Annotated in this window: 11 protein-coding genes and 3 pseudogenes; 9 read left to right on the top strand and 5 right to left on the bottom strand. The window is 71.5% G+C overall.

Annotation, left to right across the window (positions count from 1 at the left end; genetic code table 11):
• From KIK08_RS33830 to KIK08_RS33820, 3 genes are all read right to left on the bottom strand, one after another.
• A partial coding sequence (locus tag KIK08_RS33830) for a condensation domain-containing protein (RefSeq protein ID WP_250558373.1) occupies positions 1–1,463 on the bottom strand: 1,463 nt, incomplete at its 3' end.
• Between the two features lie 124 nt (positions 1,464–1,587).
• Complete coding sequence (locus KIK08_RS33825; protein ID WP_214407387.1) at positions 1,588–2,544, bottom strand: methionyl-tRNA formyltransferase; 957 nt, start codon at positions 2,542–2,544, stop codon at positions 1,588–1,590.
• A 65-nt stretch (positions 2,545–2,609) separates the two neighbouring features.
• Positions 2,610–2,834 (bottom strand): MbtH family protein, encoded by a 225-nt coding sequence (locus KIK08_RS33820; protein ID WP_408004773.1) that lies wholly within the window; start codon positions 2,832–2,834, stop codon positions 2,610–2,612.
• A 388-nt stretch (positions 2,835–3,222) separates the two neighbouring features.
• Between KIK08_RS33820 and KIK08_RS33815 the strand changes: the two are divergent.
• From KIK08_RS33815 to KIK08_RS42320, 6 genes and pseudogenes are all read left to right on the top strand, one after another.
• A pseudogene (locus KIK08_RS33815) lies at positions 3,223–4,121 on the top strand (HAD-IC family P-type ATPase); the annotation flags it as partial.
• A 91-nt stretch (positions 4,122–4,212) separates the two neighbouring features.
• Entirely contained in the window at positions 4,213–4,608 is a 396-nt protein-coding gene (locus tag KIK08_RS40665) for a potassium-transporting ATPase subunit C (RefSeq protein ID WP_308258058.1), read from the top strand.
• Positions 4,542–4,922 carry an ArsR/SmtB family transcription factor gene (locus tag KIK08_RS33805; protein ID WP_214407386.1) on the top strand — a complete coding sequence of 127 codons (381 nt, stop codon included), beginning with the start codon at positions 4,542–4,544 and terminating at the stop codon, positions 4,920–4,922. The genes KIK08_RS40665 and KIK08_RS33805 overlap by 67 nt, the downstream gene beginning before the upstream one ends.
• Positions 4,919–6,031: an ACR3 family arsenite efflux transporter gene (gene arsB, locus KIK08_RS33800; RefSeq protein WP_214407385.1), complete on the top strand. Its 1,113-nt coding sequence runs from the start codon at positions 4,919–4,921 to the stop codon at positions 6,029–6,031. The genes KIK08_RS33805 and arsB overlap by 4 nt, the downstream gene beginning before the upstream one ends.
• Positions 6,031–6,465 carry an arsenate reductase ArsC gene (locus tag KIK08_RS33795; RefSeq protein ID WP_214407384.1) on the top strand — a complete coding sequence of 145 codons (435 nt, stop codon included), beginning with the start codon at positions 6,031–6,033 and terminating at the stop codon, positions 6,463–6,465. Before arsB ends, KIK08_RS33795 begins: the two co-directional genes overlap by 1 nt.
• The gene (locus KIK08_RS42320; protein ID WP_214407388.1) at positions 6,465–6,881 is read left to right on the top strand and encodes an arsenate-mycothiol transferase ArsC; all 417 of its coding nucleotides are present in this window, start codon (positions 6,465–6,467) and stop codon (positions 6,879–6,881) included. The genes KIK08_RS33795 and KIK08_RS42320 overlap by 1 nt, the downstream gene beginning before the upstream one ends.
• A 75-nt stretch (positions 6,882–6,956) precedes the next feature.
• On the opposite strand, the pseudogene KIK08_RS33785 reads toward KIK08_RS42320, so the two are convergent.
• A pseudogene (locus tag KIK08_RS33785) lies at positions 6,957–7,739 on the bottom strand (methyltransferase domain-containing protein); the annotation flags it as partial.
• A 657-nt stretch (positions 7,740–8,396) separates the two neighbouring features.
• On the opposite strand from KIK08_RS33785, the gene KIK08_RS33780 reads away from it, so the two are divergent.
• The 3 genes from KIK08_RS33780 (at position 8,397) to KIK08_RS33770 (ending at position 11,172) form a co-directional block, all read left to right on the top strand.
• Positions 8,397–8,639 carry a helix-turn-helix transcriptional regulator gene (locus KIK08_RS33780; RefSeq protein ID WP_214407383.1) on the top strand — a complete coding sequence of 81 codons (243 nt, stop codon included), beginning with the start codon at positions 8,397–8,399 and terminating at the stop codon, positions 8,637–8,639.
• Between the two features lie 12 nt (positions 8,640–8,651).
• The gene (locus tag KIK08_RS33775) at positions 8,652–9,812 is read left to right on the top strand and encodes a tyrosine-type recombinase/integrase (RefSeq protein WP_214407382.1); all 1,161 of its coding nucleotides are present in this window, start codon (positions 8,652–8,654) and stop codon (positions 9,810–9,812) included.
• 553 nt (positions 9,813–10,365) lie between these two features.
• A complete protein-coding gene (locus KIK08_RS33770; RefSeq protein WP_214407381.1) occupies positions 10,366–11,172 on the top strand; it encodes a transposase family protein in 807 nt (268 codons plus the stop codon).
• 10 nt (positions 11,173–11,182) lie between these two features.
• Here the strand turns inward: KIK08_RS33770 and KIK08_RS33765 are convergent.
• Positions 11,183–11,399: pseudogene (locus tag KIK08_RS33765) on the bottom strand (IS630 family transposase); the annotation flags it as partial.

Here is an 11,399-nt window from a genome sequence, read left to right as displayed (position 1 = left end):
TCGAGCTCGCGGTAGGTCAGCTGCCGCCCGCCGTCGACCACCGCCCGGGCCCGCGGCGCCCGGCGGGCCTGCGCGGCGAACAGCTCCGGCACCGTGCGCGCCGGGGCCGGTGCGGCGGTGACGTTCCAGTCGTGCACGACCCGCCGGCGTTCGTCGGCGGTGAGGCGGTCGAGCCGGCCGACCGGGACGGCCGGGTCGGTCACCAGCTGGGCGAGGATCCGCACCAGCCGCCGGGCGACCTGCCCGGCGCGCACCGGGTCGACCCGGCCTGGCTGGTGGCGCAACCGCAGCGCGATGCCGCGCCCGGCCGGCGCGGCCACCAGCGCCACCGGGTAGTGCGTGGCGTCCTCGATCCGCACGCCGGCCAGCCGGATCCCGTCCGCGCCCGGCCGGTCCACCGCGGGCGGGTAGCTCTCGAAGACCACCAGCGTGTCGAACAGCTCCCGCACCCCGACCGCGCGCTGGACGGCGGCCAACCCGACGTGCTGGTGCTCCAGCAGCCGGGCCTGCTCGTGCTGCAGACGCGCGAGCAGCTCCCCCACCGCCTCGGCGGGGCGCAGCCGCACCCGCACCGGCAGTGTGTTGACGAACATGCCGACCAGCGACCCGCTGCCGGGCACCTCGGGCGGGCGGCCCGCGACGGTCGTGCCGAACACGACGTCGTCACCGCCCAGCTCGCCGCCCAGCAGCAGCCCCCAGGCGGCCTGCACGACGGTGTTGGGGGTGACGCCGACGGTGCGGCGCAGGGCCTCGATCCCGTCCTGCACGGCGTCGGGCAGCGTGATGTCGATGTCCGCGGGCGGCTCGGGGGCCCCGCCCGCACCCGGCCCGGCCAGCAGGAACGGCCCGGGCAGGCCGTCGAGCGCGCCGCTCCAGGCGGCCAGCGCCGCGGCCCGGTCCTGCTCCGCGGCCCACTGGGCGTAGTCCCGGTACGGGCGGTGCCCGACCGCCGGGGCCTCGCCCCGGCACAGCGCGACGAGGTCGGCCACGAGCAGCTGGGTGGACCAGCCGTCGAGCAGGATGTGGTGGCTGGCCAGCACGAGCCGGTGCGCGTCCGGCCCGAGCCGGATCAGCACGCACCGCCACAGCGGAGCCTGCGCCAGGTCGAACCGGGTGGTCCGCTCCCGGTCGAGCAGCCGCTCCAGCGCCGCGTCCCGCTCGGCGGCGGGCGCGGCGGACAGGTCGACCTCCCGCCACACCGGTTCGACGGCGCGCAGCACCACCTGCACCGGGTCGTCGCCGTCCTCGGCGAGGAAGCAGGAGCGCAGCACGGCGTGCCGCTCGGCCAGCCGGGACACCGCCCCGCGCAGCGATCCGGGGTCCGCCGGCCCGATCAGCTCGACGACGGTCAGGACGGTGTAGACGTCGGTGTCGGCGGCGTCGTCGAGCCGGTGGTGGAAGAGCAGGCCCTCCTGCAGCGGGGTCAGGGGCAGGACGTCGTCGAGGCTCGGGCTCGCGGTCATGGCAGCGGGAATCTCCCTCGGGCGCGCCCGGCGGGCGCGCGGCGATGGCGGGTGGGGCGGGCGCGCCGGGACGCCCGGTGCCGGGGCGGCACCGGTCGCGGCGGGCGCTGTCCGGCGGGAGGGGTCAGTCCGCCACCGGATGGGAGGTCAGGTAGCCACCCATGCGGGTGAAGTGGTCGAGGGCGTCGACGTCGCGGCCGTCGTCGAGGCGGACCCGCTCGACGAGCAGCCCCGGGCTGCGGCCGCGGCGGGCCTGCGCCCCGGCGACGACCACCACCCCGGTGCCGCGTCGGATGAAGATCCGCCCGGGGGTGCCGCCGTAGGGCTCGTCGGTCACCCTCGCCTTGAGCACCCGCAGGCGCCGGGTGCCCTGGTAGCAGTAGGCGTTCGGGTACGGGTCGGCCTGCGCGCGGACCAGGTTGAACAGCTCTCGCGCCGACCAGGTCCAGTCCATCCGGTTGTCCTCGTCGGTGCGCCGGTGGAAGTAGGAGGCCGCCCGCCGGTCCTGCGGGGTCCGGTCGGTGCGCCCGGAGGCGAGCAGGGCCAGCGCGTCGACGGTGATCGGTCCGAACATCGCCAGGGTGCGGTCGAACAGGTCGGTGATGACGTCGGAGTCCGACACCGGGGTGGCCCGCTGCAGGACGATGTCGCCTGCGTCGAACTCGGCGTCCATCATGTGCGCGGTGACCCCGACCTCGGGCTCGTCGTTGATCAGCGCCCAGTTCAGCGGGGCGAACCCGGCGTAGGCCGGCAGCAGCGCGTCGTGCACGTTCAGGGTGCCGAGCCGGGGGATGGAGTACACCTCAGGGGGCAGCCACGTCCGCCAGTTCGACACCACCGCCACGTCCGCCTCGGCGGCCCCCACGGCTTCCCGGACCTCGGCGTCGACGGCTCGGTTGCGGACCAGCAGCGGGATCCCGCGCTCGTCGGCCAACTCCGCCACGGACTCGTTGAAGATCTTCTCGTAGGCGTTGTCGCTCTGCGGGTGGGTCACGATCAGCACGACCTCGTGCCCGGCATCGAGCACCGCCTCGATCGTCCGACGCCCCCAGGTCATGTAACCGAACGCCACGACGCGCAAGACGCACTCCGCTCCCGAGAGAATTGTTTACGTCGACCTTCGAGGTCGAACGCGCGAACCGTCGGTCAGGCGCCGGCGCCATTTCCGGCGTCGAGCACCGCGGCCAGGCTCCGCGGCCGCATGTCCACCCAGGACTCCTCGATGAACGCCAGCACCGCAGCTCGAGATGCCGGCCCGACTACCACCGTCCACCCGTCGGGAGCAGCCGCGAAAGCCGGCCACAGCGAATACTGCCCCTCGGAGTTGCGCAATCCCAGGAACTCACCCGAGTCATCGTCGAACGGATTCACGATTGAGGGCTCCCCCGATTCCACGGCCTCCGGACTCCCCCACCGTAAACTTGACTTAGCCTACCCTAAATAGGCCGATCCGGTGAACCGGGAGAGCGCAGCGGTGGCGCCCGGGAATTGTTCGGAAGGCCTAACCCACGAACGGCGCAGCCGCCCGATCGTCGCCCGCCCGGGACGCGACCGACGCCGGGCACGTGGCCAGCGGGAACCGCACCCGCGCCCGATCCGCCCCGTCCGCCCGATCGCGCTTCGCACGGCGGCGGTGACGCGCCCATGTACGGAAGGGCTATGACGCCGCTCGTCGGACGGCGCCCGGCGCCCGCCCTCCGCACAGCTCGCGGAGCACGTCGCAGCCGGCGAGGCCGCCACCGGCCGAGTCCCCGGCGATGGCGATGTGCCCGTCCGCAAGGGCGCGACCGCCTCGGTCGTGGCCTGGGTCGCCGAACAGGGCGCAGCGTCGACGACGCCGCACTGGGCGCCCTGACCGACGAGATCGGCCAGCGGGGCGGGACCCCGCTGGCCGTCGCGCAGCGCGACGAGCGCGGCGCCCGGGTGCTCGGCGTGGTCCGGCTCTCCGACGTGGTCAAGCCCGGCATGGGCGAGCGGTTCGCGGCGATGCGAGCGATGGGCATCCGGACGGTGATGATCACCGGTGACAACCCGGTGACCGCCGGGGCCATCGCCGGCGAGGCCGGCGTCGACGACCACCTCGCCGAGGCCACGCCCGAGGACAAGATGGCGCTGATCCGCAAGGAGCAGGAGGGCGGGCGCCTCGTCGCGATGACCGGCGACGGCACCAACGACGCCCCAGCGCTGGCCCAGGCCGACGTCGGCGTGGCCATGAACACCGGCACGGCCGCGGCCAAGGAGGCCGCCAACATGGTCGACCTCGACTCCGACCCGACCAAGCTCATCGAGGTCGTCGAGATCGGCAAGCAGCTGCTGATCACCCGGGGCGCGCTGACCACCTTCAGCATCGCCAACGACCTGGCCAAGTACTTCGCCATCCTGCCGGCCATGTTCGCAGCCCTCTACCCGGCGCTCGGCACGCTCAACATCATGCAGCTCGCCACGCCGCACTCGGCGATCCTGTCCGCGGTCATCTTCAACGCCCTGGTCATCGTGGCGCTGACCCCGCTGGCGCTGCGCGGCGTCCGCTACCGCCCGACCAGCGCCGCGGAGCTGCTGCGCCGCAACCTGCTGGTCTACGGCCTGGGCGGCGTCGTGACGCCGTTCGTCGGCATCTTCCTCATCGACCTGCTCGTCCGACTGATCCCGGGGATCTGATGCCCACCACGCTGCGGCGGCAGGCCGCCACCGGCCTGCGAGTGCTGCTGCTGTTCACGCTGCTCTGCGACATCGCATACCCGCTCGTGACGTGGGCGGTCGCGTACATCCCGGGCTCGCCGACAAGGCGGAGGGCTCGATCGTCATCGCCGCCGACAGCACCCCCGCCGGGTCCTCGCTGATCGGCGTCGACCCGGTCCCGGCCGACCCGAACGCCGACCCGTACTTCCACACCCGCCCGTCGGCCTCCGCCCAGAACGTCCTCGACCCGGCGGACACCTCGATCTCCGCTGGCTCCAGCTCTGCGACCAGACGGGAGTTACCTCTGCCTTCTACCCGAACGACGCCGGCGACGCGCCGGCCCGAGCGTGTGGGCGCACCGACATTGCCCAATACTTTGACCCGAGTGAAGATAGAGCCGTGTCTAAACAAGAGCTCCCGGGCATCGGGCTCTGCGCCCCCACGTCTCGCACCCGCGAGGCGTTGAGCGCGGAGCAGGCGGCCGAGCTGGCCCGCTCCTTCAAGGCCGTGGCCGACCCGGTGCGCCTGCGGCTGCTCAGCCTGATCGCCGCGCACGAGGGCGGCGAGGCCTGCGTGTGCGACCTGACCGAGGCCTTCGAGCTCTCCGGCCCGACGATCAGCCACCACCTCAAGGTGCTGCGCGAAGCCGGCCTGATCGCCAGCGACCGACGTGGGACCTGGATCTACTACCGGATCCAGCCCGAGGCGCTCGCCGAACTCGCGGGCGTGCTGCACCTGGACGGCGTGCTGACCGGCGCCCGGACCGAGGTGACGGCGTGAGCGCCGATCCGCAGGCGGAAGCGCGCGTCGCGGCGCGGCTGTCGACCCTGGACCGGTACCTGCCGGTGTGGATCATCGCCGCGATGGCCGTCGGCCTGATCGGCGGCCGGCTCGTACCCGGTCTCGGCGCCGCGCTGGACGCCGTGGCCATCGACGGCGTCTCGCTGCCGATCGCGCTCGGCCTGCTGATCATGATGTACCCGGTGCTGGCCAAGGTCCGCTACGACCGGCTCGACACCGTCACCGCCGACCGTCCCCTGCTGCTCGCCTCGCTGGCGCTGAACTGGGTCCTCGGCCCGGCGCTGATGTTCGCCCTGGCCTGGCTGATGCTGCCCGACCTGCCCGAATACCGCACCGGCCTGATCATCGTCGGGCTCGCCCGCTGCATCGCCATGGTCATCATCTGGAACGACCTGGCCTGCGGCGACCGCGAAGCCGCCGCCGTGCTCGTCGCGCTCAACTCGGTCTTCCAGGTCATCGCGTTCGCCGCGCTGGGCTGGTTCTACCTCGACGTGCTGCCCGGCTGGCTGGGCCTGCCCCAGACCGCCCTGGACGTGTCGCCGATCGAGATCGCCGTCAACGTGCTGATCTTCCTCGGTGTCCCGCTGGTCGCCGGCTACCTCTCGCGCCGGCTCGGCGAGCGCGCGAAGGGCCGCGAGTGGTACGAGAGCAGGTTCCTGCCGCGCATCGGCCCGTTCGCGCTCTACGGGCTGCTGTTCACCATCGTCATCCTCTTCGCACTGCAGGGCGAGGCCATCATCGGCCGGCCCTTCGACGTCGCCCGCATCGCGCTGCCGCTGCTGACCTACTTCGCGCTCATGTGGTTCGGCTCCCTCGCCCTGGCCCGCGCCATCGGCCTGGGCTACGAGCGCTCCGCGACCCTGGCCTTCACCGCCGCCGGCAACAACTTCGAGCTCGCCATCGCCGTCGCCATCGCCACCTTCGGCGTCACCTCCGGGCAGGCCCTGGCCGGCGTCGTCGGCCCACTGATCGAGGTCCCGGTGCTGGTCGCGCTCGTCTACGTCTCCCTCGCCCTGCGCCGCCGGTGGCCGCACCAGGGCACCACCACCGAGCCCTCTACCGGACGTCCCGCGAGCAAGGAGTCCTGATGGAGACCATGCCCGAGGTCCTGTTCGTCTGCGTCCACAACGCCGGCCGCTCCCAGATGGCCGCCGCCCTGCTCGACCACCACGCCCAGGGCCGGATCGCGGTGCGCTCAGCGGGCTCCGCTCCCGCGGACACGATCAACCCCGCCGTCCGCGAGGTGATGGCCGAGATCGGCCTGGACATCTCGAAGGAGTTCCCCAAGCGCCTTCACGACGACGCCGTACGGGCCGCCGACGTCGTCATCACCATGGGCTGCGGCGACGCCTGCCCGATCTACCCGGGCAAGCGCTATCTGGACTGGGAGCTGACCGACCCCGCAGGCAAGAGCCCGGAGGAGATCCGCCCGATCCGCGACGAGATCGACACCCGCGTGCGGACGCTCCTGGGCGAACTGCTCGAAGCCAGCGGCGACACCGCCCCGACCAGGGCGAGCTGATGGCGTCGGTGTTGTTCGTCTGCGTGCGCAACGGCGGCAAGTCCCAGATGGCGGCCGGGCTCATGCGCGCCGTCACCGGCGACGACGTCGAGGTCCACTCCGCCGGCACCGATCCCGGCACCAAGATCAACGCCCTGTCGGCGCAGTCCCTGGCGGAGGTGGGCGTCGACATCAGCGACGAGTCGCCCAAGCCGATCGACCCGGAGCTGCTGGGGTCGGTCGACCTCGTGGTCACCCTCGGCCGGGAAGCCACCGTGGACGCGCCCGACGGCGTGCGCGTCGAGAACTGGGACACCGACGAGCCGTCCGAACGCGGCATCGACGGCATGGAGCGGATGCGGTTGATCCGCGACGACATCGATGCCCGCGTCCGGGCGCTCGCCGCCCGGCTCACCGGCTCCGGAGCGAACGTGTAGCCGATCCAGGCAGCGGAGCAGGTCAGGCAGCCGGTTTGCGCGCACGATCGCCGAGGCGGCGAACTCGTGCACCCGGTGGGTCTCGACGATCTCCACGTCGACCAGCCCCGCACCGGACAGGGCCTGCTCGAACTCGGCCCGGGTCAGCGCCCCTGCCACACACCCCGTCCACTGGCCCATGCCCGCGCGGGTATCGGCGTCCAGGTCGGCGTCGGCGATCACGTCCGACACCGCGAACCGGCCACTGGGACGCAGCACCCGGGCCGCTTCGCGGAGCACGACGGCCTTGTCCGCGGCCAGGTTGATCACGCAGTTGGAGATGACCACGTCGACGCTCGCGGCGGGCAGCGGGACGTCCTCCAGGTAGCCCTGCAGGAACTCGACGTTGTCCACCCCGGCCTCCGCCGCGTTGCGACGGGCCAGCTCCAGCATCTCGGTCGTCATGTCCAGCCCGTAAACTCGGCCACCGGGGGCGACCCGGCGGGCGGAGATCAACACGTCGGCCCCCGCGCCCGAACCGAGGTCGAGCACGACCTCGCCCTGGCGCAGGTCGGCGACGGCGGTGGGCACCCCGCAGCCCAGCGACGCCGCGACGGCAGCGGCCGGTGCACCGGTCGACTCGGCCGTGCTGTAGAGGCCTTGCCCGAAGGTCACCTCGGTCGGTCCGCTGCCGCAGCCGCCGCCGGGCCCGCAACAGCTCTCGGCTTCGGCGGCCCGGGCCTGCTGGTGCTCGCCCGCTGCGGCCCTGACCGCTGCTGCGGCACTCAACCAGCCCAGGCTGACGCAGATGGCCAGGAGCACCACCAGCGACGCCCCGGTCAGCGTCCCGACAGGCCCGGACAGCAGCACTGCGAGCATGACCAGATCGGCGATGACGGCGGACGCCACGACGATGCCCGCCCCGTTCACGGCCAGCAAATGGCTGCGCCCGAACGACACGCCCGGACGGCCTGTGACGAGCAGCACCGCAGCGCCGGCGAGCACCGCGGCGAGCCTGGCCGCAGGCCAGTTCGCCGCGACGACGTGCGCCGGCCCGAACTCGCGCACCGCCACCCGCTCGGCGACATCGGTGTCGACGTCGGGACACCGGCGGCGCGCCGCGGCCGCCGCCTGTGCAAGCCGTCGCGCAGTTCGTCGAGGATCGCCGCCCTGGACGGCTTCATCGGCGCTTGGTGCAGCCTTCCCTGAGCGCAAACATGGCTGCCGCAACTGGTTGCACTCAGCACTCGCCTACCGGCTGCGAGCCGATCTTGTACTGAGGAACGAACTGAGTGACGACGCCCCGAACCAGCCCGGTCGCCAGTGAACTGCGACGGACAACGAGGCCCGCTGAGCTGCGCGAATGCCCAGGCAACAGCCACGTCTGCGTTGCTTCGGGACGAAGAAGTCACTCGGCGGCTCCGATGATGCGAGCCGAGTTCAGACGGTTGCAACCGACGCTGTGGCCACGGAACAGCCACATGGCAGGAGCCCAACGACCACAAGGTCGACCACCCGCTCATCGACCCTCTCGGTATGCCTCACATCCTGGAGGCTGCCCGTCGACGCCTGAAGGTGATCATCGTGCCCGAGCCTCTACCGACTCGACTCTGGACCGTCCAAGACGTCGCACAGTTCCTCAGCGTCCCCCGCAAGACCCTCTACCAGTGGCGCAATCGTGGCTACGGCCCGCCGGCCCGCCGCATCGGACGCCACCTCCGCTACGACCCCGAGGATGTCCGGAGCTGGTTCGCCGCTCAATCGGATCAGCCGGCCTGAGAGCCGATCTGCATGCCTCGCGACCCCAACCCGGTCGGCTCCTTCGGCAGGATCCACCGGATCAAGCGGGCGAACGGTTCCTGGAGTGCCCGCGCCTACGTCCGCGACCTGGACGGCAGGAGACGACTCGTCTCCCGGAGTGCTGCCACCGGCGCGGCCGCGGAGCGCGAGCTCCGCAAGGCACTCAGCGATCGCATCGCACCCGCAGGTAGGACCGGCGGCGCGTCGCTGCGCGTGCAGGACGTTGCCGAGCGGTGGTTCGCCGAGATCGAACAAGCCGTAGCTGCGGGCGAGAAGTCACCGAACACGGCCCGCCTCTACCGTCTCTACCTGGACCGGCACATCCTGCCCGCAGTCGGCGCACTACGGGTCCACGAGGCCACCGTGGCCCGGCTCGACGAGTTCATCAGTGCCGTGCAGAGCCGCCACGGTGCCGCCGCTGCCAAGGCATGCCGCAGCGCGCTGTCCGGACTCATGGGCCTCGCTGCGCGCCGCGGCGACATCACCTCCAACCCGGTCCGCGACATCGGCCGCGTCCGAGGCGCCAACCGACGGGTCAAGGCGCGCAGCCTCACCGTTGACGAGTGCGTGCGCTGGCTGGGCCAGCTCGAAGCGGACGAGGCAGCCGTCCGCCGTGATTTGCCCGACCTGACCCGCTGGCTGCTCGCCACCGGCGTCCGCATCGGTGAAGCCATCGCGGTCGGCTGGGAGAACATCGACATCGACAACCGGGTGGTCGACATCGATCACAAGATCATGCGAGTGAAGGGCGAGGGGCTACTGCGCGTCGGCCAGACCAAGTCGGCCGCCGGCCACCGGACGCTGCCACTTCCCCGCTTCGCCATGCGCATGCTGGCCCGTCGGCAGCTCATCGCCGGCGGCATCGGTCCGCTCTTCCCCGACACCAACGGCAGCTGGCGCGACCCCTCCAACGTCTCCCGCGACCTACGGCAAGCTCGCGGCAGCGGCGAGTTCGCTTGGGTGACCAGCCATGTCTTCCGCAAGACCTGCGCCACGCTGCTGGACGAGAGTGAGCTGTCTGCTCGGCAGATCGCCGACCAGCTCGGCCACGCCAAGGTGTCGATGACGCAGGACAACTACCTCGGCCGCCGGCTCACCAACCGACATACAGCCCAAGCGCTCGATCGCAGCATCGGAGAGGCACTCCAGTGAAAGTGATGCATATGTGATGCTTCGATCTTGACTGGTGATCTCCGCAAGCCCCTGACCTGGGGTGGAGCTCCTCCGGTTGGACTCGAACCAACAACCCTGCGATTAGCTTTCCAGACTTGCGGTAGCTTCCGACAGCTCACGGAGATCGCGGCCTATCTGCAGGGATAGCGCAGCGGATTTGCGAACACTCGCCGCCGTCGGCGACTGATGCGGGCTGTTTCAGGTGGCATAAGTGTGGCTTCGATCATGAGCGGAGTCGCCGGCGATGTAGCTTGGGCCTGGTCTCAGAACTCGGCGTGTCGCTACGTGATCTCCCTGCGCTGATCGGTGATCGTCTGCGCTCCTGAGCACGATGGAGCAGCAGCGGCTGGTCGAGGACCGGCTCTGCAGCCGCGTTGCTGACGGCACCATCGACGGGGGTGAACGAGCACTGAGCCCTTTCCAACCTGCTGAGGTGCGACGTCGCCGATGACCTGGACGGTGGCGGGCATGAGTGAAGCCCCTGGTAGACGAGTGACTGTCTAGATCAACTCGCGGTCCACCAGGAGCTTCGGTGCCTTCCTACCCTGCGGGGTTGTCCGTGTCCAACCACGCCCTGAACCGGCTGACCACCGCGCTGCGCCGCAGCCGTCGGCAGCGGAGTACCCGCTGGCGGCGGCTGTCCGTGGGCCGTCAAGCCCTGCTGGTCCTCGCTCACCTACGCAAAGCCGAGACCTACGCCGACCTGGCCGCCGGGTTCGGGATCGGCACGACCACGGCGTTCCGCTACATCCGCGAGGCCATCGACGCCCTGGTCGCGCACGCGCCCACCCTCGACCAGGCAATCCAGATCGCCGTCCGGAAGGCGTTCGTGATCCTCGACGGCACCCTGCTGCGCATCGACCGGGTCGGCATGACCAACGGCGCCGACCGGCCGTACTACTCGGGCAAGCACAAGTGCCATGGCGTGAACGTCCAGGTCCTCACCGACCCCATGGGTCGGCTGATCTGGTCCTCACCCGCCCTGCCCGGGGCCCGTCACGACATGGGCGCCGCCCGCGAGCACGGACTCATCGACGCTCTCGTCGCGGCCGGCGTGCAGGTGCTCGCCGACAGCGCCTACCGCGGCGCCGGCCCCGAATTCGACCTACCTCAGCGGCGTCGCCGAGCCGATCCCGCCACCGGGACGCGTCGACGCCTGTCGGGCAACCAGCGGGCGGTCAACGCCGCCCACGCCGCCCAGCGCGGGCCCGGTGAGCGGGCCAACGCGGTGTTCAAGAGCTGGAAGATCTTCCGCAAGATCCGCTGCTGCCCGCTGCGGGCCACCGCCCTGGTCCAGGCCGTGCAGGTCCTCATCCTCGCTAGTGCGGTGACCACATAGGTTCACCGGGTCATGCTGCTGCAGGTCGTCCCCAGCGGCGTTGGCGTTCGCTGCGGACCCGGGCTCGTTCGCGGCGTTGGGCGGCGAGGACGTCCGGGTGGCGGGCGTTGGCGTTGCGCCAGCGCAGATACGCCTGCAGCCGGCGCGCCAGCGCCGGGTGGTTGGGGTGGTTCGAGGCGCCCATCACGAAGCTGCGCAACGGCCCGAACTGCGCCTCGATCGGGTTC

The organism is Pseudonocardia lacus, from assembly GCF_018531445.1.
In the GTDB taxonomy this organism is placed as follows: Bacteria; Actinomycetota; Actinomycetes; order Mycobacteriales; family Pseudonocardiaceae; genus Pseudonocardia; species Pseudonocardia lacus.
This window is presented reverse-complemented; position numbering and strand designations above follow the sequence as displayed.

Coding starts and splice junctions, on each gene's coding strand:
- KIK08_RS33775 (WP_214407382.1), top strand. CDS start 8,652: ATGCCTCGCGACCCCAACCCGGTCGGCTCCTTCGGCAGGATCCACCGG.
- KIK08_RS42320 (WP_214407388.1), top strand. CDS start 6,465: ATGGCGTCGGTGTTGTTCGTCTGCGTGCGCAACGGCGGCAAGTCCCAG.
- KIK08_RS33795 (WP_214407384.1), top strand. CDS start 6,031: ATGGAGACCATGCCCGAGGTCCTGTTCGTCTGCGTCCACAACGCCGGC.
- KIK08_RS33780 (WP_214407383.1), top strand. CDS start 8,397: ATGCCTCACATCCTGGAGGCTGCCCGTCGACGCCTGAAGGTGATCATC.